Source organism: Latilactobacillus sakei subsp. sakei DSM 20017 = JCM 1157 (assembly GCF_002370355.1).
In the GTDB taxonomy this organism is placed as follows: domain Bacteria; phylum Bacillota; class Bacilli; order Lactobacillales; family Lactobacillaceae; genus Latilactobacillus; species Latilactobacillus sakei.
This window is the reverse complement of sequence record NZ_AP017929.1, coordinates 289,996-316,582: the sequence shown is the minus strand read 5'-3', so window position 1 is coordinate 316,582 and position 26,587 is coordinate 289,996. Positions and strand designations below refer to the sequence as shown.

Annotated in this window: 26 protein-coding genes and 1 pseudogene; 26 read left to right on the top strand and 1 reads right to left on the bottom strand. The window is 40.9% G+C overall.

What is annotated here, in order from left to right; translation table 11 throughout:
• Positions 1-6 precede the first annotated feature (6 nt).
• From LEUCM_RS01600 to LEUCM_RS01540, 13 genes are all read left to right on the top strand, one after another.
• The gene (locus LEUCM_RS01600) at positions 7-1,431 is read left to right on the top strand and encodes a C69 family dipeptidase (protein WP_025016111.1); all 1,425 of its coding nucleotides are present in this window, start codon (positions 7-9) and stop codon (positions 1,429-1,431) included.
• A gap of 285 nt (positions 1,432-1,716) precedes the next feature.
• Complete coding sequence (locus LEUCM_RS01595; protein WP_025016110.1) at positions 1,717-2,259, top strand: MarR family winged helix-turn-helix transcriptional regulator; 543 nt, start codon at positions 1,717-1,719, stop codon at positions 2,257-2,259.
• Positions 2,260-2,403: 144 nt separating this feature from the next.
• On the top strand, positions 2,404-3,588 hold the full coding sequence (locus tag LEUCM_RS01590) for an acetate/propionate family kinase (protein ID WP_011373908.1): 1,185 nt from the start codon (positions 2,404-2,406) through the stop codon (positions 3,586-3,588).
• 14 nt (positions 3,589-3,602) lie between these two features.
• Complete coding sequence (locus tag LEUCM_RS01585; RefSeq protein WP_011373909.1) at positions 3,603-3,848, top strand: YdeI/OmpD-associated family protein; 246 nt, start codon at positions 3,603-3,605, stop codon at positions 3,846-3,848.
• A gap of 174 nt (positions 3,849-4,022) precedes the next feature.
• Positions 4,023-4,907 carry a ribose/proton symporter RbsU gene (rbsU, locus tag LEUCM_RS01580; RefSeq protein WP_011373910.1) on the top strand — a complete coding sequence of 295 codons (885 nt, stop codon included), beginning with the start codon at positions 4,023-4,025 and terminating at the stop codon, positions 4,905-4,907.
• 20 nt (positions 4,908-4,927) lie between these two features.
• Positions 4,928-5,323, top strand: coding sequence for a D-ribose pyranase (rbsD, locus tag LEUCM_RS01575; protein WP_025016109.1), 396 nt, complete (start codon positions 4,928-4,930; stop codon positions 5,321-5,323).
• A 19-nt stretch (positions 5,324-5,342) separates the two neighbouring features.
• The gene (gene rbsK / locus LEUCM_RS01570) at positions 5,343-6,251 is read left to right on the top strand and encodes a ribokinase (protein ID WP_025016108.1); all 909 of its coding nucleotides are present in this window, start codon (positions 5,343-5,345) and stop codon (positions 6,249-6,251) included.
• Positions 6,252-6,330: 79 nt separating this feature from the next.
• Positions 6,331-7,338, top strand: a complete 1,008-nt coding sequence (rbsR, locus tag LEUCM_RS01565) for a ribose utilization transcriptional repressor RbsR (protein ID WP_025016107.1) — start codon at positions 6,331-6,333, stop codon at positions 7,336-7,338.
• A gap of 143 nt (positions 7,339-7,481) precedes the next feature.
• Positions 7,482-8,036 (top strand): PadR family transcriptional regulator, encoded by a 555-nt coding sequence (locus tag LEUCM_RS01560; RefSeq protein ID WP_011373914.1) that lies wholly within the window; start codon positions 7,482-7,484, stop codon positions 8,034-8,036.
• The gene (locus LEUCM_RS01555; RefSeq protein WP_011373915.1) at positions 8,033-9,592 is read left to right on the top strand and encodes an MFS transporter; all 1,560 of its coding nucleotides are present in this window, start codon (positions 8,033-8,035) and stop codon (positions 9,590-9,592) included. The genes LEUCM_RS01560 and LEUCM_RS01555 overlap by 4 nt, the downstream gene beginning before the upstream one ends.
• Before the next feature lie 95 nt (positions 9,593-9,687).
• Complete coding sequence (locus tag LEUCM_RS01550) at positions 9,688-10,377, top strand: 2,3-diphosphoglycerate-dependent phosphoglycerate mutase (RefSeq protein ID WP_011373916.1); 690 nt, start codon at positions 9,688-9,690, stop codon at positions 10,375-10,377.
• Positions 10,378-10,772: 395 nt separating this feature from the next.
• Positions 10,773-12,896, top strand: a complete 2,124-nt coding sequence (locus tag LEUCM_RS01545; RefSeq protein ID WP_056936442.1) for an AAA family ATPase — start codon at positions 10,773-10,775, stop codon at positions 12,894-12,896.
• 35 nt (positions 12,897-12,931) lie between these two features.
• Positions 12,932-13,468 (top strand): DUF308 domain-containing protein, encoded by a 537-nt coding sequence (locus LEUCM_RS01540; protein ID WP_016264496.1) that lies wholly within the window; start codon positions 12,932-12,934, stop codon positions 13,466-13,468.
• A gap of 56 nt (positions 13,469-13,524) precedes the next feature.
• Here LEUCM_RS01540 and LEUCM_RS01535 read toward each other — a convergent pair whose 3' ends face one another.
• A complete protein-coding gene (locus LEUCM_RS01535) occupies positions 13,525-14,151 on the bottom strand; it encodes a DUF1361 domain-containing protein (protein WP_035145624.1) in 627 nt (208 codons plus the stop codon).
• 187 nt (positions 14,152-14,338) lie between these two features.
• Here LEUCM_RS01535 and LEUCM_RS01530 point away from each other — a divergent pair, with 187 nt between their 5' ends.
• The 13 genes and pseudogenes from LEUCM_RS01530 to LEUCM_RS01470 all read left to right on the top strand — a co-directional run bounded on the left by LEUCM_RS01530 (position 14,339) and on the right by LEUCM_RS01470 (position 26,525).
• Positions 14,339-15,331: a choloylglycine hydrolase family protein gene (locus tag LEUCM_RS01530; protein WP_025016105.1), complete on the top strand. Its 993-nt coding sequence runs from the start codon at positions 14,339-14,341 to the stop codon at positions 15,329-15,331.
• Positions 15,332-15,593: 262 nt separating this feature from the next.
• Entirely contained in the window at positions 15,594-17,873 is a 2,280-nt protein-coding gene (locus LEUCM_RS01525) for a BspA family leucine-rich repeat surface protein (RefSeq protein ID WP_162252435.1), read from the top strand.
• A complete protein-coding gene (locus LEUCM_RS01520; protein WP_035145629.1) occupies positions 17,870-18,742 on the top strand; it encodes a WxL domain-containing protein in 873 nt (290 codons plus the stop codon). The genes LEUCM_RS01525 and LEUCM_RS01520 overlap by 4 nt, the downstream gene beginning before the upstream one ends.
• Positions 18,743-18,815: 73 nt before the next feature.
• Positions 18,816-19,853 carry a WxLIP family cell surface protein gene (locus LEUCM_RS01515; protein ID WP_025016102.1) on the top strand — a complete coding sequence of 346 codons (1,038 nt, stop codon included), beginning with the start codon at positions 18,816-18,818 and terminating at the stop codon, positions 19,851-19,853.
• Between the two features lie 218 nt (positions 19,854-20,071).
• Positions 20,072-20,749, top strand: a complete 678-nt coding sequence (locus LEUCM_RS01510; RefSeq protein ID WP_051524282.1) for a hypothetical protein — start codon at positions 20,072-20,074, stop codon at positions 20,747-20,749.
• Positions 20,750-20,751: 2 nt separating this feature from the next.
• Positions 20,752-20,928, top strand: coding sequence for a WxL domain-containing protein (locus tag LEUCM_RS01505; RefSeq protein WP_157697960.1), 177 nt, complete (start codon positions 20,752-20,754; stop codon positions 20,926-20,928).
• A gap of 91 nt (positions 20,929-21,019) precedes the next feature.
• On the top strand, positions 21,020-21,583 hold the full coding sequence (locus LEUCM_RS01500; protein WP_025016101.1) for a DUF916 domain-containing protein: 564 nt from the start codon (positions 21,020-21,022) through the stop codon (positions 21,581-21,583).
• A 36-nt stretch (positions 21,584-21,619) separates the two neighbouring features.
• Positions 21,620-22,072: pseudogene (locus LEUCM_RS01495) on the top strand (WxL protein host-binding domain-containing protein); the annotation flags it as partial.
• Positions 22,065-22,349 carry a helix-turn-helix domain-containing protein gene (locus tag LEUCM_RS01490; protein WP_025016099.1) on the top strand — a complete coding sequence of 95 codons (285 nt, stop codon included), beginning with the start codon at positions 22,065-22,067 and terminating at the stop codon, positions 22,347-22,349. The pseudogene LEUCM_RS01495 and the gene LEUCM_RS01490, both read left to right, overlap by 8 nt.
• A 231-nt stretch (positions 22,350-22,580) precedes the next feature.
• On the top strand, positions 22,581-24,500 hold the full coding sequence (locus LEUCM_RS01485; RefSeq protein WP_025016098.1) for a mucin-binding protein: 1,920 nt from the start codon (positions 22,581-22,583) through the stop codon (positions 24,498-24,500).
• Between the two features lie 9 nt (positions 24,501-24,509).
• Entirely contained in the window at positions 24,510-25,499 is a 990-nt protein-coding gene (locus tag LEUCM_RS01480) for a mucin-binding protein (RefSeq protein WP_025016097.1), read from the top strand.
• Between the two features lie 131 nt (positions 25,500-25,630).
• The gene (locus LEUCM_RS01475; RefSeq protein ID WP_025016096.1) at positions 25,631-25,933 is read left to right on the top strand and encodes an LPXTG cell wall anchor domain-containing protein; all 303 of its coding nucleotides are present in this window, start codon (positions 25,631-25,633) and stop codon (positions 25,931-25,933) included.
• Position 25,934: 1 nt separating this feature from the next.
• Positions 25,935-26,525, top strand: coding sequence for a WxL domain-containing protein (locus LEUCM_RS01470; RefSeq protein WP_025016095.1), 591 nt, complete (start codon positions 25,935-25,937; stop codon positions 26,523-26,525).
• Positions 26,526-26,587 lie beyond the last annotated feature (62 nt).

The window sequence follows — 26,587 nt, the reverse complement described above, 5'->3', positions numbered from 1 at the left end:
GGAGCGATAGACATGGAATCAGCTTGTACAACAATTTTAGTTGGTAAAAAAGCATCAATTGACGGCTCAACAATGATTGCCCGCAATGATGATACTTTTATGCCCTTAACCCCCCAACGGTTTTACATGAATCCGGCAGTTAAAGGCCGTAAGGGTGAAAAAATTAAATCTTGGTTGAACGGTTTTGAAGCGACTTTACCAGAAGATGGTTATCGCTGGCCAGCGGTGCCCAATGTGGATTACAAGAACAAGGGTTATTATGACGAAAGTAGTATTAATGAAGTTAACGTTGCGATGAGTTGTACTGAAAGTACGTACGGCAACGAAAAGTCATTAGCCTACGATCCATTGGTTAAAGACGGCTTAGACGAAGATTGTATACAAGCAATGGTCGCACCTTACATTAACTCAGCACGTGAAGGGGTCAGCTACCTCGGTAACTTGATCAAACAATACGGTTCACCTGCGGGCAACAGTGTCTTGTTCAGTGATCATGATGAAGTTTGGTATATGGAAATTGTCACTGGTCATCTTTGGTTAGCACAACGAATTCCAGATGATGGGTATGCCGTAGCGGCAAACCAAGTGGCGATTCAACAAGTTGATTTCAGCGATGCGGATAACTTCATGTGGGCTGAGGGCATTCAAGAATATGTTGAAAAACATCACTTGAATCCAGATAAGACGGGCTGGAATTTCCGTCATATCTTCGGCACAATGAACGAAAAAGATCGCCACTACAATACACCTCGTGTCTGGTACGCACATCACTTATTTGATTCAGAATTTGACATGTCACCTGAATCAGCTGATCTACCTTTTATTCGCAAGATTGAACATAAGATTAGTGTTGAAGACATTGAAATGTTACTTGGTTCACATTATAACGAAACAGAATTCGATCCAATGGGTCACGGCGCTGATGCTGACAAGTATCGTTACCGTCCAATTGGCTTAAACAGAACACAAAATGCGCATATCTTACAATTGCGCAACGACGTGCCTAAAGAACAAGCTGCGATTATGTGGATTACCTTAGGGATGCCAACTTACACACCATTTATTCCCTTCTTTACAAATGCCAATGATACAGATCCTAGCTTCAGTGAAACACCAATGAAATGGGATATTAATAGTGCTTATTGGATGTACCGGACAATTTCAGTCTTGGTTGAAGGTCACTATAGCCAACATATTCAAGGTAACGTTGACTATCTAACAAGCTGTAAACAAGAATTACGGACAATGTTGGATAGTATTGAAGAAGAAGCTAAGAATTATCAAGGCGAAGCACTAACAAAATATTTGACAGAACAAAATTATTTGATTGTTAACACAATGAAAGATAAAGCCATGGGCATGATTGGCGAACTCGTCATGTCAGGAATTAATTTATCTAAATTGACATTCAATATGGATCGCAATCTATAATAGGTTTGAAAGGAGTGAATTACTAACGATAGTTAGTAGTTTGCTCTTTTTTTACAATAACGCCAAAATAATAGAAATTTTAATAAAAAAGTTGCAGATAGTTATCCTTGCAATAATTAACGTTACAATATAATTGTTAATCATTAAGTGGCTTTGTACTAAATTAATGAAAACAGGTACTTTCTTTTTTGAAAGAATATGCTACTATGGTTGTTAGCAATCAAATTAAAACCATTAATTATTCTTGACCCTCATCACTTGTATTTATAAAAAGGAGATTCAATTATGTCATCAAAGATTACGGGGAAATATTCTGAAGACTGGGAAGTTATCACCCATCTATCACTCATTTATCGTTGGGTTATCAGCAATCTTAGCGATTTTGTTAGTGGGGAAAGTTTGAATTATAAAGTATCATTTGATCAATTCTTGATTATGTATGAAATCGCCACTAACGACGATTTAACGGGTAGCAAATTAGCTAAAACAATGAGTGTTAGTCGTTCTGCAATCTCACGTCAATGTCGCTTACTTAAAGAAAACGGCTACGTGGTTGAAGAACATTTACAATCAGATCAACGGGTTAAATTCTTGAGTTTAACTAAACAAGGACAAGATGTTTTAGATCGCTTAGTTAGTCGTTATCTACAAAAGTATCAAGAAATCGAAACACAAATGGGTCGGGAAAAAATCGATGGCTTAATTCAATTTATCGACCAATTCTATTTAGACGTTATTGAACCTAGTGATTATCACGATAATAAAATGGGCCGTTCATTCTTAGAAAAAGTCCAACAAATCCAATCAGACGACCAAATTGCCAAATAAATAAATCAAAAGGGACCCTTCGCCAAATTCATTTTTGGTGGCGGGTCCTTTTTTAGGTGTTATTAAATCAAGGGTTGTAACTTCCTGTGAAATTGCTTACAATTGTGGCATGAAGGAATTACTTATAGATTGGGAGACGATAACATGGAAAAAATTCTAGCAATTAACGCGGGCAGCTCAACACTAAAATGGCAATTATTTGAAATGCCCAGTGAAACAGTTATCGCCAAAGGGATGATCGATCGCTTAGGTTTATCTGATTCGGTGTTTACCGCTAAATATGGTGACAATCAAAAGTTTAAAGAAGTTCAAGATGTAACCACTCATGAAATGGCAGCAACGCTTTTACTCACACGTTTGAAGGAATTAGGGATTGTTAGTCATTTGGATGAAATTACCGGTGTTGGCCACCGAGTAGTTGGGGGCGGTGAAGCTTTCAGTGATTCAATGGTTATTAATCCGGTGGCATTGGACGAGATTAATCGCTTGGCAGAATACGCGCCATTGCATAACCCCACACAAGCTTATTACATCAAGATCTTTACGGCGCTACTACCAGGTGTGCCCCAAGTAGCGGTTTTTGACACCTCTTTTTACAGTACCTTGGCACCCGAAAATTATTTATACAGTATTCCGCAAGAATATTATCAAACATTTGGCGCAAGAAAATACGGCGCTCATGGGACCAGTCATCGATATGTCGCCCATCGAGCCGCTGAAATCTTAGGAACACCGCTAGAATCTCAAAAAATGATTACGCTCCATTTAGGGAGTGGGGCATCAATTACCGCGGTCCAAGATGGTCATGCCGTTGATACTTCAATGGGTTTTACCCCACTGGCTGGGATTACAATGGGCACACGTTCTGGCGATATTGACGTTTCTTTAGTTGCTTTCTTAGCAAAAAAATTAGAAATTACAATGCCTGAAATGATCGATATTTTAAATCACAAATCAGGTTTGTTAGGTATTTCAGAACTCTCACCAGATATGCGTGATTTGGAAGAAACCGCCGCTACACGGCCACAATCAGCGTTGGCATTATCAATCTTTGTCAATCGCGTCGTTAAATATGTGGGTTCATATGTGGCCTTAATGAACGGAATCGATACGTTAGTTTTCACAGCCGGTAGTGGTGAAAACGGGAGTGAATTACGGGCAGATATTTGTAAACAACTTGCTTGTTTTGGTGTAAAATTGGATGAAGAGAAAAATAATGTCCGCAGCCAAGAACGGATTATTAGTGCTGATGATTCGAAGGTCAAAGTTTTAATTGTCCCAACGAATGAAGAATTAATGATTGCCAGAGATGTCATGCGGTTAAAATAATGGAGTGATTGAAGATGGCGCAAAAACCATTATTTGAATTTGAAGTTGATATTCCAAGATTAAGTGCGCGACTTGAGGACCAGCCAGCCGTGAAAACTTTTTTCGAGGCCTTAACCCCCGGGTATCAACGGGAATGGGCGCGCTATGTTTACGGCGCTAAGGCTGAAGAAACACAACAACGACATTATGCTGATATGCTGATGATTTTAGAAGCTGGTTACAAATCAAAACGCGGGTATTCACAAGCTAAGAAAAAATAAATTTAAAAAAGATTAATTGGGTGGAAACGGTGCCTGATTAATCTTTTTTTATGTTTAGGTTGTAAACCGTTTTCAAAAAAGGTTGAATTATCGAAAAAGGTCATTTATAATAATCATCAAGATAGTTAGTAAAACGTTTTACTAATTGATTAAATAGGCTTGGAGGAAATTATGATGAACGCTGTAAATATCTTAATCGGCTTAATGCCGATGATTGGCTGGGGGATTTTCCCAGTTATTGTTGGTAAAATTGGTGGTAAACCAGCGAGTCAAATCCTGGGGACCACTTTTGGGACATTAATTCTAGCAATTGTCGTTGCCATTTTCCGTGGGACACCAATTCCTGAAACGAAAACTTTCATTTTCTGTTTGATTTCAGGTGCATGTTGGGCACTGGCACAAATTATTACTTTCCACGTTTTCGAAACAATGGGTGTTTCTAGAACAATGCCGATCACAACTGGCTTTCAATTAGTTGGGGCATCTTTGTGGGGAGTCTTCGTTCTAGGTAACTGGTCAAGTTCACAATCAAAATTAATCGGTTTTACAGCGATTGCATTAATTATCATCGGCGTTTATCTCACCGCTTGGAGCGAAGATAAATCAAGTGCTAGCAAGAGTGGTGCGGTTAAGGGCATCTTGTTATTATTAGTCGGTGAATTAGGCTACTTAGGTTATTCAGCCTTTCCACAAGCAGTTAGCGCTGATGGTTTCCAAGGCTTCTTACCACAAGCTATTGGGATGACAATTGTCGGCATTATCTTCGGCTTAACCCAAACTAAAAAAGATTATAAACCATTTAAAGAAGCAACTTCATATAAGAACATCTTCAGTGGGTTCTTCTTCGCTTTTGCGGCATTAACTTACTTGATTTCAGCACAACCATCTGTCAACGGTTTAGCAACCGGTTTCGTTCTATCACAAACCAGTGTTATCTTTGCGACAATTGGTGGGATTTACATCTTAAAAGAAAAGAAATCAAAAAAAGAAATGATCGCCGTAATGGTTGGTTTATTATTAGTCTTGGTGGCAGGTTCTGTCACAGCATTTATTAAATAAAAATAAGGGAGATTGGTGTCATGAGAAAAACTAAGGTGATTAACACACAAATTTCGAGCGTTATTTCAGATATGGGACATTTCGATACATTAAGTATTGGGGATGCTGGTATGCCAGTACCAGCTGGTACGAAGAAGATTGATGTGGCCATTGAAAATGGTGTACCGAGTTTTATCCAAGTTTTAACAAATATCTTAAGTGAATTAGAAGTGCAAAAAGTTTACTTAGCAAATGAAATTAAAACAGCAAATCCAGAACAATTAGCGGCGATTAAAGCTTTAATTGGGGAGACACCAATCGAATTTATTGATCATTCACAAATGAAACAAGACTTAAATAAGGCCAAAGCATTTGTCAGAACAGGTGAAATGACACCTTATTCCAACATTATTTTAGAAAGTGGCGTTGTCTTTTAACAACCAGGAGGGTATTCAAATGAAAAAAGTAATCGTATTAGGTTCAACCAATGTCGACACAATTTTAAACGTTCAACGTTTTCCACAACCTGGCGAAACGTTAGCAATGGATGGCCGCGCAGTTGCTGGTGGCGGTAAAGGTGCTAACCAAGCAATCGCAGCTGTTCGTTCAGGTGCCCAAACAGCTTTCATTAGTAAGGTTGGTAAAGAAGGTGCCGCTGATTTCATGATCGACACGTTCAAAAAAGACGGGATGAACGTTGATCACGTGCGCTGTTCAGAAACAGCTGGGACAGGCCAAGCTTATATCATGGTTGATGCTCAAGGTCAAAACAGTATTTTAATTTACGGTGGCGCTAACCAAGACGTGACTGTTGAAGATGTTCACGAAGCAGAAACAGCCATTAAAGCAGCCGACCGAATTGTGGCGCAATTCGAAGTACCGATCCCTGCCATTATCGAAGCTTTCAAGATTGCCCGTGCAAACGGCGTTCAAACAATTTTGAACCCAGCACCTGCCATCAAGAATATTCCAGCCGAATTATTAGCAGTGACGGACATGATTGTCCCTAACGAAACTGAAGCAGAAATTATCACTGGCATTAAAGTGACTGACGAAGCTTCAATGCAAGCCAACGCTGAAGCAATGTTCAAATTAGGGATCAAAGTGGTCATTATCACGGTTGGTTCTAAAGGGTCATTCTATGCAACACCAACTGCAACTGGTTTTGTCCCTGCCTTTAAGGTTAACGCAGTGGATACAACAGCTGCTGGTGATACTTTCATCGGTGCGTTAAGTACAAAACTTGAATTGGATTACAGCAATATCGAAGCTGCGATGACTTATGCCAATAAGGCGTCATCAATTGCCGTGCAAACTAAAGGTGCACAAAATTCAATTCCATATGAAAAGGATATTCAGTTATAATAGATTAAAGGGCGCTCATGGCTTAGTCGGCTGTGGGCGTTTTTAAATGATAGCGGGTTTTACAATGGGGGAAGTTAACGTGGTACGAAAAGTAACGATTAAAGATGTCGCTGCCTTGGCCCAAACATCGGTGACAACTGTTTCACTAATTTTAAATAATAAGGGCCAACGCTTTAGTGCAGAGACGATTGCCCGGGTAAGAGCAGCGCGTGAAAAAATCAGCTATGAACCGGATTATTTTGCCCAGAATATGGTCAATAAGGAAACCAAAACAATTGCGGTTTTAGTACCGGATATCAATAATCCTTTTTTTAGTCAGTTTATTCAAGGGGTTGAAGAAGTCGCCTATCAGTACGATTTTATTCCGTTGATTTATAGTGCGGGCCAGAATAATCAGAAAGTTAATTATTATCTGAAAGAGCTGGTCCGACGAAATGTCGATGGGTTTATTTTGGCGGTTTCACATATTGAAGAAGAAACGCTAGAGGGCCACTTGAAACAACGTAAAATACCGTATATTCTGTTAGATCAATCGGAAAAGCAACATCAAAGTGATGAAATCGCTGTGGCGGATACGGAAGGCGGCCGAATGGCGGCTAATTATCTGATTGAAAAAGGGCACCGTCAAATTGGGATCGTGTTGCCAGAACAGCGGGCTTGGAATATCGAGCAGCGTTTTATTGGGTACCAAGCAGCCTTGGTTAGTCATCAAATCACGGTTAATCCGGATTGGCAAATAACGACCCCCTTATCTAAACAGGGAGGCTATCAAGTTGCCCAGCAGGTGATTGATAGTGGGGTCTCTGCGGTCTTTGCCGTCAATGATGAGTTGGCGATTGGCTTAGCACGGGGGTTAGCCGAATTAGGTCATGCGGTACCAGAGTCAATTTCGATTATTGGTTACGATGATATTGATTGGTGTGAATACGTCACACCGCGACTAACCACTATTAAACAACCGATTTTGGCGTTGGGCCAAGAAGCGACCCGCTTGTTGTTAAATCGGATTGAAAAACCCACGTTAGGGATGCAACAAAAAATGTTATCAGTTGAATTGGTTGAACGAGATAGTGTTCAAGCGCAATAAAAATTAAATTAAGGACCAAAAAGTACGGGCGACACTAGGCTTGGCAATTTGCCAACCGAATGTAGGCCGTCTTTTTTTGTGCTTTATAAAAAAAGCTTGCAAATATGTCGGAAAGACCGATTGAAAAGTGAGGTTATGAGGATATGTATGAATTGCTGATGTTATCAGCCTTAATGAGTCGGAATATGTCGGGCTATAAGTTGCGGATTATCTTGGAAAATGCCATGCTGCCCAGACGGAAAATCTCAAATGGGGTTTTGTATCCGTTGTTAGATAAATTGGAAAACAAAGGCTGCATTGGTTTTGATGAAGCTGATCAGGATTCACGGGGCACAAAGATTGCGCACATCACGGAAGAAGGCCGGCGCTATTTTGCTGAATTAATGACTAAACCAGTCGCTCATGATGCGAAGTGGGATGACGCTTATCGCTTTAAGATGCGCGGGATGCACTATATCGATTCCGAAGAACAAATCAGCATTTTACAAGACTACCGCAATGAGTTAGCTGAAGATTTACACGTCTATCTGGGTATCAAAAACCATCTAACAGATTTGCGGGATGAAGAGGGGACCAATACTAATTATTATCAGTGGCAGGTTCGTTCAATGGATTTTGTAATCACCACGCTTAAAGCAAAGGTCGACTGGCTCGAAGCCCAAATAAAAGAGATCGAGAAAATGGAGATAGTAAAATGAAAAAAACAACAAATCGTTGGATAGCGCTGGTCGCTATGAGCCTAGGGGTCTTTATGGGGCTACTAGATGTCACCGTCGTTAATGTGGCTTTGCCCAGTATGGCGGTTGATTTTAAAACCACTTTCAGTAACTTACAATGGGTATTGAACGCCTACACGTTAATGTATGCGGTCAGTTTGTTAATTGTTTCCAAATTAGGGGACATGTTCGGGCGCAAGAAAATTTTTATTATGAGTATGATTTTATTCACGGCCGCTTCTGTCGTTAACGGACTGGCACCAAACTTATTGGTATTGGATATTGGTCGTGCAATTCAAGCAATTGGTGGCTCTGGGATGATGAGTTTATCGATGGCGCTAGTGGCATCGAACTTTGAAGGGCGTGAACGGGGAACAGCACTGGGGATTTTAGGCTCCGTCATTGGTTTTTCAACTGCCATCGGACCTTTGGTGGGTGGCTTTTTAGTCGAAAGTTTCGGTTGGCCATCAATTTTCTTCGTCAACTTACCAGTTGGGATTATTTCGGTTTACTTAGTGATTCGGAATGTTAAAGAAACACCAGCATATGGTGCAGGCGAATCAATCGATTTTATGGGGATGTTTTTATCAGCAATTGGTTTATTCTCCGGGATTTATGGCTTAATTCAAAAAGAACAACACATGCACTGGGCTTGGACCGACATGCGGATTATGGGGTGGTTAGTCGCTTCCGTTTTGATTCTAGCGCTCTTCGTTTTTGTGGAATTGAAAGCCAAAGCACCAATGATGAACTTGACGTTACTTACAAATCGCCATTTCGTGGGTGTTGTGATTTTGGCCTTCTCATTAGGGGCTGGGATCTTTGCCTTAGCCGCTTATCAAACGAGTTTGATGCAAAATTATATGGGATATTCAGCCTTTTCAACTGGGGTCCATCAATTGCCAATGAGTCTATGGTCACTTGTCTTGGGACCATTCACCGGGGTATTAGGTTATAAATTTGGTAAAAAATGGCTGATTGCTTTTGGGTTTACAGTCTCGGCACTCGGTTTATTAATCTTTAGACAAGTGACCACGACCGATTTTACTTACATGCAATTATTACCGTTGCTTGCGCTAACTGGGTTAGGGAATGCGATTATCAATCCAATGATCAATACAGCGGCGATGGACAATATTAATCCTCAAGAAATCGGAATGGCCTCCGGTTTGTTGAACGTTTTCCGTCAAATTGGGATTACCGTGGGGGTCGTGATTCTCGGATTGTCACAAACAAACGCCTATGAGAGTAGCTTAAGTACTGGCTTTAGTGGGAGTTCAATCCCAAAGGCGGCAGCAACTGGGATTCACCAATCATTAGTCGAAGCGGGTGCTTTTTCAGGGCATGCAATCGCATGGGGGCAGCAATTAGTGAAGACGCCGTATGCTGCCAAGGTGCAACAAATGGTGGTCACAGCTTTTGATAAAGGGATGATTGCTGTGGTCACGACGTCCTTAGTTTTAATGGTGATTGCCATTTTAGCAGCACTTTTCTTATTAAAAGAAACAAAAAGTGTCGATCAAAAACCCCAAAAATAAAGTTCATTATTTTCTGAAAAGATAAGACTGTAAATTGTGATGGAAACAGTGTAAAATGGACAGAGTAAAAATAAAAAAAGTGAGGTTACTTACACATGGCTAAATTAGTTTTTATTCGTCACGGACAAAGTGAATGGAACTTATCAAACCAATTCACTGGTTGGGTTGATGTTAACTTAAGCGAAGAAGGCGTACGCCAAGCTCAAAACGCTGGTGCTTTATTGAAAAAAGAAGGCATCCTTTTTGACCAAGCTTACACATCAGTATTGACTCGTGCCATCAAGACATTACACTATGCACTTGAAGGTTCAGACCAATTATGGATTCCTGAAACAAAATCATGGCGTTTAAACGAACGTCATTATGGTGCATTACAAGGCCAAAACAAAGCTGAAGCAGCTGAAAAATGGGGCGACGAACAAGTTCACATCTGGCGTCGTTCATACGATACACTTCCTCCACTATTGGATGCAAGTGATGAAGGTTCAGCAGCAAACGACCGTCGTTACGCACACTTAGATCCAAAAGCGATTCCTGGTGGCGAAAACTTGAAGGTTACTTTGGAACGTGTTATCCCATTCTGGGAAGACGAAATCGCTCCAAAATTAATCGACGGCCAAAACATCATTGTTGCAGCTCACGGTAACTCACTACGCGCCTTAACAAAATACATCGAAAACATCTCTGATGAAGACATCATGGACGTTGAAATGGCAACAGGCGAACCAGTTGTTTATGATTTAGATGAAAACTTAAACGTAGTAAGCAAGAAGAAATTAAACTAATATAGTGCGGTTGGTTTCTGAGTATAGTGTAAAATAAGCGCCTATCATCTGAACTTTTGATGATAGGCGCTTATTTGTAACTAGACGGAAGAAGCTAGGGAGGAAGCACGTTTTAGCTTACTCAAATAGGTTAGTCCCGCAGGGGATTAGCCTATTTTTTTGCTTAAAAGTGGCTATGCTAAATTTGTACACTGAAAAGTAATACCGAGTGTGCCTATTTAGTGAAAATATGCACTACCCATCAACTTTGAAGATAGTTAACCACTGAAACTTCGTAGCACTTTTCTTGATCGAGTGCTAAAAAGTGTTATAATAGAACCATAAGCAAAATGATTAGGTTATTGATAAGATAGCCACTAGTCATTTAATGTTTAATATAATGGAGGTGCAGTTGTATGGCAAATATGTACGGAAATGATCCTTTTTTTAATAATGATATGGATGATATCTTCAATCAAGTTTTCAGAAGAATGGGTAATTCAGAGTCAGCGCGATATGTGATTAACGGACGAGAATTATCACCGGATGAGTTTGCTCAGTATCGGGCAACTGGTAAATTACCTAATCGAGAAAAAGAAATTGAAATTAAGCAAAATGGTGAACATGCCCTTAAAAAAGGTGGCATTCTTGAAAAATTAGGTCGAAACTTAACCCAAGAAGCACGGGATGGTTTATTAGATCCTGTGATTGGCCGGTATAATGAAATTCAAGAAACAGCTGAAATATTGAGTCGCCGGACTAAAAATAATCCCATTCTAGTTGGGGATGCAGGTGTTGGGAAGACCGCAGTGGTTGAAGGATTAGCACAAGAAATTGTGGCTGGGAAAGTACCCGAAGCCATTAAGGATAAAGAAATCTATTCAATCGATTTGTCCTCACTAGAAGCTGGGACACAATATCGTGGTTCATTTGAAGAAAATATTAAAAATTTAATTAAAGAAGTAAAAGCAGCCGGCAATGTTATTCTCTTTTTCGACGAAATTCATCAAATTTTAGGGATTGGTTCAACTGGTGGCGAAGATGGCGGCAAAGGGTTAGCCGATATTATCAAGCCAGCTTTATCACGTGGTGAGTTGACGGTCATCGGTGCGACAACCCAAGATGAATATCGCAACACAATTTTGAAAAATGCCGCATTAGCAAGACGATTTAACGATGTGCTGGTCAATGAACCTAGCGCAGCAGATACGGTTAAAATCTTACAGGGGATTAAAGGCTTGTATGAAAAACACCATCACATTGAACTACCAGATGACGTTTTGAAGGCGGCCGTTGACTATTCTGCTCAATATATTCCACAACGGACGTTGCCTGACAAGGCAATCGATTTATTAGATATGACTGCGGCTCATTTAGCAGCTAAACGCCCAGAAACAGATAAAGCTAAATTGGCGGCTGAACTTAAACAATTAGAAGCTGATAAAGCCGCAGCTGTCGAAGCTGAAAATTATCAAGCTGCTGAAGAGCTAAAAGTTAAAATTGAAAAAATTAAAGCGCAATTGGCAACCGATGATCAGCATGCGGCAGAAGTGATTGCGACTGTTGATGATATTGCACAATCTGTTGAAAGATTAACTGGGATTCCCGTTGCCAAAATGGGGAGCAATGATATTCAACGCTTGAAGAACTTAGGCCAACGCTTAAAAGATAAGGTCATTGGTCAAGATGAAGCTGTTGAAATGGTAGCGCGGGCTATTCGCAGAAATCGGGCAGGTTTTTCGGAAGGTAATCAACCAATTGGGAGCTTCTTATTTGTTGGTCCAACTGGGGTTGGGAAAACTGAATTAGCAAAACAATTAGCCTTAGATATGTTTGGTAACAAAGAAGCGATTATCCGTTTGGATATGAGTGAATATGCTGACCGGACAGCCGTTTCTAAATTGATTGGGACGACAGCCGGTTATGTTGGCTATGACGATAATTCGAATACATTAACCGAACGCGTTCGTCGTAACCCATATTCAATTGTCTTGTTTGATGAAATTGAAAAAGCTGATCCACAAGTTTTAACATTATTACTACAAGTGATGGACGATGGTCGCTTAACGGATGGTCAAGGGAACGTGATCGACTTTAAGAACACGGTGATTATCGCGACATCTAATGCCGGTTTTGGTAATGAAAAATTAACCATGAACGACCAAGAAGATGCTAAGTTATTAGATAAGTTAGCACCATACTTCAGACCAGAATTCTTAAACCGGTTTAACGGGATTGTTGAATTTACGCATTTAACGAAAGCTGACTTGTCACAAATTGTGGATTTAATGTTAACCAACGTTGAACAAACATTAGCTAAAAAAGAATTAACCTTAGTTGTTTCAAAAGAAGCTAAGGATTGGTTGATGGAAGAAGGCTACGATGAGGCAATGGGGGCTCGTCCATTAAGACGGGTTATTGAACAACAAATCAGAGATAAGGTCACTGATTTTTACCTCGATCATGCAGATGTCAAAGACTTAAAGGCAGATTTAGTTGATGATCAGATTGTCATTCAAGCGGTCGACTCTGAAAACTAAAGACTGAAAATTTTTTTACGGAAGAAGTCCTCAAGATGTTATCAAAGAATATTTCGAATAAGTTACGCCAAGCAACTGGTGTGAATGGCTTATTGTCCTTAATATTGGGTCTATTAATCCTGTTTTTACCCGGGCAATCAGCCATGGGTGTCACGGTGATGGTAGGTGTTGTTTTTATCATTATCGGTCTGTTCGACATCCTTTCTATTTTTAAAGAAGTTGATGAAAATACATGGGTTCGACTAGGGCACTTGCTCTTAGGCCTTTTGTATCTCATTGTTGGGATCTTTGTATGCGTTAATTTAGCTGCTAGCGCAACCTACTTATTCCTACTAGTCGGGATTTTTGTAGGAATCACGTGGTTGGTAGAAGGCTTTGTGGAATTGGGAACAGTGCGCTTAGCAGTTTCTAAGGGTTGGACGATATTCTCTGCGGTCTTGAGTATTGTTGCAGGGATAATTCTTCTGATGACACCGCTCTACGGGGCAGTTATGCTGTGGACCTTATTAGGCGCAATTCTAGTGGTTCTCGGTATCTTTAAAGTTGCGCATTACTTAGCTTGGCAAAAATAAGCGCAGTTAAACAGTGAAAAAGCCCTCGCAGTATGCGAGGGCTTTTTTTTATTGGTTTATAGGTCATCGAGTTGTGCTAATTGGTAGCCCATCAACATCAATATCAGTTGTAGAATTGAAAATGCGATCACGAAAATCCAAAAATCAGATTGGTTCAAAACACCGAGAACGCTCGCGATTGTTGTGTGGAGTTGGTAGAAAACATCCCACGAGTTGATTCGTAAAAAGCGCCCGATATAAATGGCGACTGAGGAACAAACACTTAAAACACCGAAGGTCGCTGCTTGATTAACGAGGCGTTGATAGTTGGGGATAAAGAGTGGATAAAGGATGAATAAACTCGTCAGCCCTAAGGTGACACCGACAAAAATCCCGCCGGCTAAAATCGCGTATTCCACAAATTGGAAGGCGGTGCTCAAGCCAACACCAATTGATGAGAGGTGACTGAAGTCGGTAATCATGTAGAGTGCGTTGGGGAAAAAGAGTAGCCAAACTACTCCGATTAAGTAGCGCCAACGACTATTTTTGAATAAGCGCCCCAGTAAACTCAGATCAAACGGTATTAGGGCTAAAATGATGTTCCAAATTAAGAAGGCAAACCGACTTTGATAGAGTAAAATTAACGCGAAAAAGAGCAGGATAATAGCATGAATCGTCAGAACTTTTTTGGACAAATGAAACACCTCCCGTTATTTCTAAATACTAATAGTATAGCGTGAAATGGGTGGCGAAAACGTTAAACTTTAATTAAGAGCCATTTAATTGGCGATATGTTATTTAATTTTTAAATGATGAGTTAAAAATCGTGTTATTTTGCGGACTTTGCTAGTGCTAGCATAGACTTTAATCATGATTAAAGGGGAAATGACAATGTGTACAAGTCTCACTTATTCAACCGTTGACGGGCATCATTTTTTAGCAAGAACCATGGATTTTTCATTTGAATTAAATGGTAATCCGCTCTTTTTACCGCGCCAACATCAATGGCAACCGGTTTTGGAAAAGCAAGCGATTCAAAATCAATACGCGTTGATGGGGGCCGGTGCTAAGTTGGGTGATCAATATCTAGTAGCCGATGGTTTTAATGAACATGGCTTAGGCTGTGCTGAGTTATATTTCGCGCACGCCGCAGTTTACGAGCCACAACCAGTACCTAATAAATTGAATTTGGTGGCTGAAGAATTTATCGTGTGGGTTTTGGGAAACTATCAAACTTTAGAAGAAGTGGCTGCGGATTTAGACAACGTGCGGATTATCGAAAGCGACCAAGGTGTAATGGGCGCGAACCAACCACTACATTGGATATTATCGGATCGTTCCGGTAAAACAATGGTGATTGAACCCCGCGGCAATGGGCTTCAGTTAATTGATGATCCGGTTGGGGTGATGACTAATACGCCGGATTTAGACTGGCACATTAAGAATTTGAGTAATTATTTGAATTTACAACCACAACCCTTTATGGAGCGGCCTTTTGGTAATTATCAAGCAGGTCCTTTTAGCCAAGGGACGGGGACCCAGGCGTTACCCGGAAGTTATACGCCACCAGATCGGTTTGTCCGGGCTGCCTATAGTCGGCAATATATGCCAGAAGCCAATAACGTGGCCGAAGGGGTTAATCATATTTTGCATATCTTAGATAATGTCACAATTCCAAAGGGTGTTAATATTGGTTCGGGTGGTAGTTCAGATTATACGCAATATCAAGGCATCAGCGGGCTCAACAACTTGGCTTATTATATGGTCAATTACGATAATCGTCATGTTTATCAAACCAATTTAACAACTGACCTCATTGAGAATCAAAAGGAACCAGTAATATATCATTTACCGCAAGGTCAGCAAAATACCATCCTTAACTAACTAAAAATAACCAAACCGTTATCCCAAAATGGATAACGGTTTTTTTATGTGTCTAGCTGATGATTGTCAATATAGGTTTTTTTCAAAAATTCAAATTGGCATTTGAATTTTAAACAATAATTACCACCTGTTAAATGCTAAGGTATTAATTGAATTATAGATTAATTAAATTGGCAAGAGATGATTGAGGTGGTACGTATTGAGGCTATTTAAATTATGCATGACTTTATTATTAATGGTAAACATGTTAGCGAGTTCGGTAATGACGACTGAAGTAAATGCTGTTGAAGCGCCTGCTAATGCGTCTTCGGAAACGATCACTAAAATAGCTCAGGACGCTATTTCAGGTTCAACACCAACTAAACAATCAAATAGTGTCATTCAAAAAAAGGCGGCTTCAGATGCGGAAACACAAACCATAACGCCAGCAACGTCAGGTGAAAAAGCGACGCTACTTGAAGCACCGCAGACTAAAAAAACTAGCCAACCCCAAAAGCAGCAACTTGATCAACGAGCAGGCACCAGTTTGGGAACAGTCACCTGGTATATCGATGATACAACGGCGACCTTACATTTATCAGGCGGTGTATTGCCAGATAAGGTGGCTAATGATAATACTAATACACCTTGGTATTTCCCTAATTCGCCTTATATTGCGCGGATTGCGCATATCAGCATTGATGGTGAAATTACAGCTAAAGATGTCTCCTATATATTTTGGGGGTTGACCAACTTAACAACGGTTCAGGGGTTAGCTAATCTAAAAGGGGCCACTAATTTTACGATGTTATTTGCCAGTGACAGTGCGCTGCAATCAGTTGACGCGACTAACTTAGATTTTTCAAAAGTGACAGCAATGAATTCGATGTTTAGTGATTGTGCCAACCTAGTATCTGTTGGCGACACAGCGAATTGGCAGCTTGGGCAAGTCACCACAATGGTAAGATGCTTCAGTGGTGATAAAAAATTAAGTCAGCTAAATAGTACGAATTGGGACACTTCTAATATTCAAAATATGAATAACACATTTTTCAATTGTACGGCCTTAACGAACTTAGATGTTTCAAAATGGCAGACGGCAAAAATGACTAATCTGGGGAGTACCTTTTCACAATCGGGCATTACTGTTTTAGATGTTTCAAATTGGGATACCAGTCACGTTACTAATTTAAGTAGTACTTTTCTGAATACTAGTATTGCCGAATTAGATGTTTCGAATTGGGATACAAGCCAAGTGACGACAATGGCTTATACTTTTTCGGGATGTTCAAGACTTGAAACCTTAGATGTCTCAAAATGGCAGCTCGGCAAAAATACATCGTTGTCTTACACGTTCAGCGGTGATCAAAGATTAACGCAGTTAGACGTTTCTAAGTGGCAAACCGCTAATGTGACGAATATGGCTTCAACATTTTCCGGGACTGTCGGTGTTAAGACTTTAGCGGTTAAAGATTGGCAGACCACTAAAGTGACAACCATGGCGGGCATGTTTGCCAAGAGTGGCGTTGATCAGTTAGAAATTGCTGATTGGGATACGAGCAACGTCCAAAGTATGCGACTCATGTTTGATGCGACGAAGTTAACAACGCTTGATTATCCTGATTGGAATACCGCTAGTGTAACCGATATGAGTTATATGCTGCGTGGGATGACGAAATTAACGGGTGCTTATTTCACGAATTGGGATACGAGTCAGGTAACGAATATGGGCGGCATGTTTTTGAATGATCAACAATTAGCGCACCTGCGGTTGGGACCCAAATTTAAATTCTTAACGAGTGCCTCAACTGGACCATCATTAGCAGAACCCAGCACTGAAACACCCTATTTTGGGAAGTGGCAACGACATGATGCAAATGATAATCAAGTTGGGAATACCTATACATCAGCAGCATTAATGGCCCAGTACGATGGGACGACTGTTCCAACTGGTGATTATTATTGGGCCGTCGCAACACCCCCAACGATTACCAAGTTGGTACGTAATGTGACAGCTGATGGTAATAATGCCCCATTTAAGACGGCAACAACGGCTCAAAAGGGTGACACAGTTGATTACCAAGTCAATATCACCCAGCCAAGTGGTCAGCAATTAGATCGGGGTGCGGTCTTTGAAGATGTACTTGATTCACATTTGAAATTTAATAATAATAAGGAACTATCAATTTCATATTCTGATGAAAATGGTGATTTTCATGGAGAACAGCTCATTAAATTTAACGATCAATGGCAGATTGCACTCGGCGAAAATTTAGCAATCGGACAAAAAGCACAAGTCCTAATTAAGGCGATTGTCAACGACGATAGTGCGCCAGAAATCGATAATCTTTTCAAATTGGTTTCTGGAAGTTACGGTGCCGGTACCACTTCAAACACTGCTATCGTACACGTCAAGAAACCATTGACGTTAACCGAAGCGATAAAAAATGAAACGACGGATACGGATTGGGACACCAAACAGGATGTGAGTCCGGGTGATCGAGTCGGCTTTAAGCTCGATTATCAAAACACGACGGGCGCCACTAGCAACCAGATAACGTGAGTCAACCAGTTACCTCGAATACAGTTGATATGAACGTGGTCCAATCAGAGCATCAATTAACCATTCGGTATGTTGATTTAGATGAGGATCTTAGCCAGCCTGCTAGTGCGGGGACTCAAATTGCCGCGCCGATTACGGTGTCTGGTAAAACTGGCACAGCTTTATCAACCCTTTTACCAGGGCAGCAAGTCGCCCCTAAGGTGATTGAGGGTTACACGATTTATTCAGTCAGTGAAGATCCAGATTTAAAACCGGAGAATTGGCAAAAAGCGTATCGCGATGATCCTCAAATTGGCGACCAAGATCGAATCATTACTTACGGTTATAAAAAGGCAATGTTATCGATTGATGCGCCTAGCAGTTGGGAATTTGGTGATTATAATAATAAACCCATGGACCGGACGTATTATTTAAATCATAATCAGGGCACGCCACAAGCAGTGACGGTCACCGATAATTATGGCGTTCAAAATTGGCAATTACAGGTTAGCCAAGCAAAACCGTTTGTTGATAGTGAACAACATGAGTTAACCGATGCAAAATGGGCCTTTTCAAATGGCAACGTTAAGACGTTATCGAACACCGATGTGGGGACTGTCACTAATAATAGTGAGCACTTCACATTGGCATCAGGCCAGAGTGCCACTTTAATGACGATGACTAAGAGTGGTCATTTCCAATCCGATTCACCGGATACCAGTGATCCCGAAAATCCCTATACCCAAGTTGGACAAGGGCAGTGGGCTTATCGCTTTGGTGACGAAAAAAGTGCCGATTATAGTATTGGTTTAAATGTACCGGCAACTACTAAACGATATACCGGTCATTATCGAACGAAATTGACGTGGTCACTATCAGTTGGCCCATAGTAACACTTGTTTCTTGGGAGGAACAATCAAATCAGAATAGCTTGGCAATTAAAAATAGGGTTGAGTGATAAAAATGCGATTAAGAAAATGGACAACAGGGTTAGCAGTTGGGCTGTTCGGCTGGCTATTATTGGCTAGCAACCAGCCGGTTTCAGCAGCACAGGAACATATCGATTTTGAAGTTGAAAAAGTTAAATCGAACCGCCAAGTGGATCAAGAAAATCGCTTTTTTGATTTAGGAATTGAACCGGGTAAAAAAGAAACCATTCAGGTTTTGGTTCATAATTTCAGTGATAAAAATATTAAAGTTCATTCAGAGATTGATAATAGTTTGACGCAACAAGGTGGGGGGATTATTTATCGCCCTACGAAAGATGGCATTATCAAAGAAACATCGCATACATTGATGGATGTTGCTAAAGTTCATCGGGCCGATCGAGTGATTACGCTAGGCCCTAATGAGGTCAAAAAGGTCAGTGCGACGATTACGATGCCATCTGAACAAACCAAAGGGATGATTTACGGCGCTTGGCATTTTATTGAATACGGTCAAAAAGAAACTGACAATCATTCGAATGTCTCCGGGAGTTATGCCTACAATATGGGGATCGTTTTGCGCGGTAAGCCTTACGAGATTTACCCAGAGTTGAAATATCAAGGGGTTAACCCAACCGTCAGAAACGGGCATCCAGCGTTAGGGATTCAGTTGAATAATACGAAACCAATGGCCATCAAGAATGCCAAGGTGAAGGCGGTCGTTTACAAGAATGGCTTCTTTAAAGACAAGCGTGTTTATGAAACAGACAGCGTTGATGTTGCACCTAATTCGCAGTGGACTGTGCCAATCTCATGGGCGTTCGATCGATTGAAACCCGGTCGTTATAACATTTCCATCAGTGTTAAAGGTAATAGTTATTGGAACCAATTACCAATGAGCTGGCACTTTAGAAAGAAAATCACGATCAATCAACAACAAGCCGATAAGATTAATCAAGCATCAGTGAAGAAACCCGTTAATAAATGGGCGTATGTCGCGACTGCTAGTGGCATTTTGATGCTTGTTTCATTCTGGTTTGTTTATCGGGTATTGAAATTAACAAGGGGGCTTTAAACGTGCAACGCTTAATTACAAAATGGGGCCCTAAAAAGGCTCGCTTGGCGACCTTCATAGTATCAGGGGGGCTTAACAATTTGGTTTGTATTGACCCTCTACCTGGCCATTAAATTTTATTTAGACTTACAAAAAATAACGATTATCACAATGTAACAAGTTACGGGGGATGGGTGGGCAGCGAAAGAAAATATAGTTAAAAAAGGGAGGAATTTCACATGAAATTCACAAAATTAACAAGCACAGTTTTAACAGCATCAACATTATTAGCAATTCTAGCACCTGCAACTATCGCTAGTGCTGCAACACCAAAAGACGATGCAGCAGCTAATGGTGGTACTAAGTTACCAATGACTGACACAACAGATGCTGGCATTTCATTTGGTGATACACATGATAACGGCAATTCAGGCTACTTAAGATTACAAATGGTACCAAAGACATTAGATTTTGGGAACCATGCTAAGTATGACGCAGCACACACAAACTTTGATGCAACGGGCGCTAATTTAGGCGTTGTTGGTAATGATACACACGCTTCATACGATCAACAAGATAGCAATAAAACAGAAACATTAACAACGAGTGACGCTAATTTAAAGGCCGTTCAAGGGACAGCTTGGGCAACAGTTGTTGATAAACAAGTTGAAAACCCAGAATTAGCAGCTGCTACACCAAAGGCTAATACAGCTGGTGACTGGAAGTTAACTGTTTCAGCTGATGGCGATGGTCTAAAAGCTGGCGGACACACAATTGCAGACGCTAACTTAGTATTTGGTAATACAAAATACGGTCGGACAGCTGATATCTATGGTTTAACAAACCAAGATCAAGATAATGATGGTTATACAGCGCTGGGACAACAGATGCAACATACGCAAAATCAGTTAGCTTGAACTTGAGTACACCAAATGAAGAAAAAGTGGTTGGAACAGCTGCTAAAGATGCTGGCGATGGCGCTAACGTCTTTGGTTGGAACCCAAGCGATATTCGTTTAGCTTTAAACGGTTCAAACGATGTGGCAACTGGTGAATATCACGCTGGTTTAACATGGACATTAAACACAACAATCTAAGCGGACATATCAACTAAAACATCATGAAACCAAGCGCTATCTTGGGAGGGCACTTGGTTTTATACATAAGTGATTAGAAAGGAAGGCTGGTATGTTTAAACGTTTGAATATGTTGTGGTTTTGCTTGATCTTAGTGGATTTATTAACCGTTCAAACGAGTAATCCAGTCTTCGCTAAGAGTGAGGGGTTAGCTATTCCTGCTGAGCCCAAGGCGACGTTCATGTTAAGACCTGAATTACCGAAGGATAATCTGGGTTGTAAGCGTTTAGGGTACTTTAATCTAAAATTGAAGCGTGGGCAACAACGCACCGTATTTTTAAAAGTCTTTAACCCAACCGCCCAACCGTTGACGATTTATGGTCGCGTCAAAGATGCGACAACTAATGATAATGCGACAGTTGATTATCTGGGGGCCAACCCGATTGATCGGCAGTTATTAAAACAACCGGGGAGTCAATTAGTTAAAGTACCACGAGCAACAAAATTACAACCAAACGAAACAAAACGATTAAAGGTTACAATTCAAGCTCCTGCCAAAGGTTTTAAAGGGCAAAAAGCGACGGCGATTAATTTAAGCACCAATCAGTTGGCTAAACATAATGCTGTTGAAAATCATTATGTTTACGCGATTACCTTAATCTTAAATGGACGATAATTAACGGTCAAAGACCGGCAACCGCTACGTTCGGCTGAAATCAAGACGCGCTTTGTGAAGCAAAAGCGGGCAGCAATTAGTGTTGCGATTGCTAATCCCAATCCAGCTTATCTGAAGTCGGCGACCGTTAAAGTTGATTTACAAAACCAACAGTGGTCATTGATTCGTTATCAGGATCAGAAATCAAATCGTAAAATTGCCCCGAATTCTCGCTTCTATGAAGATGTCCCACTAGGTGGCAAGCGGTTAGTAGCGGGTGTTTATCGGATGACGCTAACAATTAAAACGGCGCATCAGCAACAGATTATTCATAAGAATATCGCAATTAGTAAGGGCCAGGCCCGCTACATCAACCAAAATAACGATCAATATTTGAAGTATCGCAATCTCCTATTATTGGGTGGTTTTGTGATGGTCTTAATGGGCGTTATTGGCGGGTATCGGATTTTGAAGGTAAAGCATATGAAGAGAGATGAGCACGATGATTAAGAGTGAAAAAAATCAATATTTAGAAGGTTACCAATTATTAACAAGGTTAGAAAATGGCTTGGATACAATTGCGAAACGGCATGGTGTGAGCTTTAGCCAATACTTAATTTTGAAACAAATTGTTGAAAATGATTGTAATGAACCATCATTGTTAGCAAAGGCCTTTGCCATTTCACGGCCCGCGATGTCTCGTAAGCTAACGGTTCTGTTTCGGAATGGCAAGATTAAAAAATTATATAACCTAAAAGATGAAGATCAACGTATAACGAGTTTGTAGGTCACGGCAGAGGGCAAGGCAATCGTCGCTACTCTGAATGATGAATATGATGCGATTTTGTTGCCATATAGTACGCGAAGCGATGCGTTAATGGCACAATTCATCGTCATTTCAAATCAAATACTAAAAAAATAATTAATCGACTATGTAAATGTTTTTGAAAACAATAATTTACCTACGTAAGTTATTACTGTGAGATATTAACGACATAGTGGGGAAGGGGGAACTGAATTGAATCGGGAAAAAGGGTTTAGAAAAGTGTTACTGTTTGGACTAGCCTTATATGTCGTTGGATTCGGCTTAGGACAAGATGTGACGCATAGTTATGCGACTGAAGCTAGCAGTGATGCGACACTCACCAGTCAGTTAAGTAGTGATTCGGAGAGCACATCCAGTCAATCATCGAGCGAAACGCTCGCTTCGGAAACGCCTAAGATTGCGCCTGAAACAAAAGGCGAGTCGACCAATCCAGTTAAAGTTATGCCATCATTGGCTAAGACACAAACACCAGTGACACAAAAGGTAGCGCGCGCAGCAACGACCTATAAGATCCAAGATTTGATTGATCAAGGGGGCGTTAAAACGACTGTCACCTGGGATATTTATAGTCAGTCAGAAGACGATATCTCTCAGGGCTATACAGGAACCTATTATCCTAAAGTAATTAAATTCTCGGTATTACCTAATAATGTGCTACAACCTGGTGATACCATCAGTTTCAGTGTGCTTAGATATACTGGAAAATTAAGTGGTCAGGGACCGGTTACGATGGCCAGCGTCTCACTCAGGGAATTAGGCCAATATGACGGTAAGTCGTTGGTACTGGGCAGTGAATATGTTCCCGATAAAGCGGTCGATGCGTCGAGTGACTTGCCTAAGAGTTCGGGTGGGGTGGCAACTTTAACGAATGAAACAACGCCTGATTACACGGCGGCTTATGCCGGCAGTACGATTAATGGGACGAAATCATCAGTGACGGTCATTCCGGCCACGCATTTTAATGGTTTTCAAGTGACTAATGCGGCAGTTGGTTCTGACAAAAAAGGAACATTAACCTTAAGTGGTTATACAAAAGACCAAACCTACTTCCAGTCAGCCTTAGATGGCACGCCTAACCTTAAGGGCGTGCCAACGGCTAATTATGTCCGAATTTATCGCATTGATAAAGAGTCAGCACAAAATATTAATAAAGTTAGCTTTGATTTAAAAACTTACATGCCAGCGTTAATGCCGGATGGGCAACATATGGCTGCCAAAGCGGGGACAACTGGGCCGATGCTCTTCATTAAAGCCCCCGCAGCTGTGCCGATTAATAACAGCGGCAGTGTCGCCGCCGATGCGACTGACGATGAGATTATCGCTAAAACATCGCCGCAAACCTATGGTGTTTTGCATAATTCGGATGGCAGTATGACCCTTTACTTGAACTATGGCAATTTGACACGGCCTTATGAGTTACCGGTCGATACGATTACCAAAGGGGTTATGAATAATTCTTGGGATGGGACCCAAGAGGGATTAGATTACGCGCTCAACCGGCTATCGAATAACAATTATTCGGCCTTAGCGACTTCAACTTATTTCACAATGAATATTAGTTTTAATGATCCAAGTATCGAAAATACGGTCCAAGCAACGTACAAAGATACACTTAATAATACAGAAACGATTAACCAACCATCATCACCACCCAGTGCTTCAACAGATGGGCAAACCACAATCAAGGTGCATTATGCTGATCAAAATGGTAAATACATCAAACCGATTGAAACTCATTATGGTTGGCCTGATACAGATAAATTACAAATCACAACGCAAGATTTAACAATTCCGGGGTATACGTTAGATAAGTCGAATCTACCCAAAGGCGCTGATCCAGATACTGGTGCGCTCACTTTAAGTTATCCCAAAGAAGCAGGTAAAGTTGATGATATTTTGTATCGCTTTATCCAAAATAAACAAAAAATTGACGTGACCTATGTCGACGACACAACAGGGAAGCAATTAGCGACCGATACGATGTCGGGTGTTGTTGATGAAAATTCAAAATACAATACACAAACGAAATTAGCAGCGTATGAAAAACAGGGTTATCAATTAGTGAGTGATGAAACCAATGGCGCAACACTGCTTTTTAGCGACCAAGATTAGCCCTTTACAGTGCACTTAAAACATGCGATTAAAGCGGCACCGGATGAAAGCAAGCAAGTCAAACGAACGATTCATTATCGCTATCAATCTAATAAGCAAGCAGCACCGGATGTGGTCGATAAAATAACCTTTACAAGACATGACCAGATTGATCAAGTCACCAACCAATCGATTGGCTTTACGAAGTGGGTCTCAACAGAAGGGACAACGACGTTTGCAAAACAGACGAGTCCGGTGATTAAAGGTTATACCGCTGATCAATTAACTGTTCCGGCGGTTGAAAATATTACTCAAGACTCAGCCGATATTACGGCGACGGTCACTTACACAGGACAAGCGCAAAAAGCCACGGTTACTTATCAACGAAGCGATAATCAGGCCGTCATTCAAGCCGATCAATTAACCGGCGTCAGTGGCCAAATCAGTGTTTATCGAACCGACGCTACTTTAGCAGCCTTAGCGGATAAGGGCTATACCGTTGCCGATAATCCATATCCGAGCGATGGCTTAGTATTTGATGATGATGTGGCTGTCGATCAGAACGTGACGGTGTTACTGAATTACAATCCGTATTATAACCGAGTCTATTTTAAATCAGTGCCTAGTGAGATGGACTTTGGCCAACATACTTTGGCAAGTACGACTGAAAGTTATCAACCAACAGTCAATCAAGCATTAAGCATCCAGGACGAACGCGCACTAGGATCGAAGTGGACTTTGAAAGCAGCACTCGTACAACCTTTTACAGGTGATACGCAAAAAGCACCGCTAGAAGGCGACTTAACTTACCAGCGTGCCAACCAATTACCAACGATGATTACGGCGCAATCAACGATTATTGCGACGACTACAACGACGAGTCATGATCCGGTTGATATTTCTGGGCAATGGCAGAATCAATTAGGGCCGCAATTAGTCGTGCCAGTCGGCGGTGCTTTAATCGATCAATACGCGGCTCAAGTCGAATGGACGTTGGAAGATGGTGTTGCTAACGAATAATTTTCGGAAATTCAAATGCTGATTTAAATTAGAAAAAAAATTAAGAAAAGCGCTTATGCTATAGTGTCATTAAGGTTAATGATTGCGATAGTCAAAAGTTGAGATGTAAAAAGAGTGGGGGTGATTAGCAGTTGCGCTGGTTAAAAAACAAATCAAAATTTGTGGTGCTAATGTTGATCATCGGAAGCGGCCTAATCGTTGTAAACCCAACTCATACAAGTGCTAACGCACAAACAGCGACTAAGAGTGTTGCACGAGTTGGCTTTTACGAAACAGGTCAACCACACAAGCAAGCGCCAATACAAACCGAAACAAAACAGCAAGCTAGATTGCCACAGACCGGGACAAGCTCAGTCGGGTTAAGCACGATTGTGGGCATTGTTTTACTGATCGGCAGTTTAGGGTTATTCAAACAAAGACGGGGGAATTTTTAAAATGAAAAAATTTATGATGAGTACTTTATTATTGAGCGGGATGTTAAGCATTTCAATGGGCCAAGTACATGCGGCCGATACTGATAGCCACGATACGACTGGTAAGGTTGGTTTTAAAGCACCAGATACTGGTGGTTTAACAATGACTAATACAGATGCTTTAAATATCGATTTTGGGTCAAATCCCATCTCAGCGGATGATAAGACCTATTCCAATATCAATGATGCTAAAGCAACCGTTCAAGATATTCGAGGGACAGCAGCTGGCTGGACATTGACAGTTGCCCAAAATGCGCAATTTAAAACGAGTGATAACACTGAATTAACAGGTGCGCAAATAACAATCAAAACACCAACATTAGATACTGCTTCAACAGCCACAGCAACTGTCGATCAAAGCTTGGTATTAACAACTGATAATACAGCTCACAAAATAATGGGTGCTGCAGCAGGTGAAGGTAATGGGACTGCCATTGCTGACATGAATACGGGCTCAGTGACATTAGACGTTCCTGGTAAGACAGTTAAAGTGGCTAAGGATTATACAACAATGTTGACTTGGAATTTAGCAGATGCCCCAGCCGACAACTAAGGTGCCATATTAAAATAATCAAGATAGATGAGGCTAATTTAGTCTCATCTATTTCTGCTTAC

Coding starts and splice junctions, on each gene's coding strand:
- LEUCM_RS01470 (WP_025016095.1), top strand. CDS start 25,935: ATGAAAAAATTTATGATGAGTACTTTATTATTGAGCGGGATGTTAAGC.
- LEUCM_RS01530 (WP_025016105.1), top strand. CDS start 14,339: ATGTGTACAAGTCTCACTTATTCAACCGTTGACGGGCATCATTTTTTA.
- LEUCM_RS01515 (WP_025016102.1), top strand. CDS start 18,816: ATGCGATTAAGAAAATGGACAACAGGGTTAGCAGTTGGGCTGTTCGGC.
- rbsK (WP_025016108.1), top strand. CDS start 5,343: ATGAAAAAAGTAATCGTATTAGGTTCAACCAATGTCGACACAATTTTA.
- LEUCM_RS01510 (WP_051524282.1), top strand. CDS start 20,072: ATGAAATTCACAAAATTAACAAGCACAGTTTTAACAGCATCAACATTA.
- LEUCM_RS01555 (WP_011373915.1), top strand. CDS start 8,033: ATGAAAAAAACAACAAATCGTTGGATAGCGCTGGTCGCTATGAGCCTA.
- LEUCM_RS01500 (WP_025016101.1), top strand. CDS start 21,020: ATGTTTAAACGTTTGAATATGTTGTGGTTTTGCTTGATCTTAGTGGAT.
- LEUCM_RS01590 (WP_011373908.1), top strand. CDS start 2,404: ATGGAAAAAATTCTAGCAATTAACGCGGGCAGCTCAACACTAAAATGG.
- LEUCM_RS01540 (WP_016264496.1), top strand. CDS start 12,932: ATGTTATCAAAGAATATTTCGAATAAGTTACGCCAAGCAACTGGTGTG.
- LEUCM_RS01490 (WP_025016099.1), top strand. CDS start 22,065: ATGATTAAGAGTGAAAAAAATCAATATTTAGAAGGTTACCAATTATTA.
- LEUCM_RS01550 (WP_011373916.1), top strand. CDS start 9,688: ATGGCTAAATTAGTTTTTATTCGTCACGGACAAAGTGAATGGAACTTA.
- LEUCM_RS01595 (WP_025016110.1), top strand. CDS start 1,717: ATGTCATCAAAGATTACGGGGAAATATTCTGAAGACTGGGAAGTTATC.
- rbsD (WP_025016109.1), top strand. CDS start 4,928: ATGAGAAAAACTAAGGTGATTAACACACAAATTTCGAGCGTTATTTCA.
- LEUCM_RS01560 (WP_011373914.1), top strand. CDS start 7,482: ATGTATGAATTGCTGATGTTATCAGCCTTAATGAGTCGGAATATGTCG.
- LEUCM_RS01585 (WP_011373909.1), top strand. CDS start 3,603: ATGGCGCAAAAACCATTATTTGAATTTGAAGTTGATATTCCAAGATTA.
- LEUCM_RS01525 (WP_162252435.1), top strand. CDS start 15,594: ATGACGACTGAAGTAAATGCTGTTGAAGCGCCTGCTAATGCGTCTTCG.
- rbsU (WP_011373910.1), top strand. CDS start 4,023: ATGAACGCTGTAAATATCTTAATCGGCTTAATGCCGATGATTGGCTGG.
- LEUCM_RS01545 (WP_056936442.1), top strand. CDS start 10,773: ATGGCAAATATGTACGGAAATGATCCTTTTTTTAATAATGATATGGAT.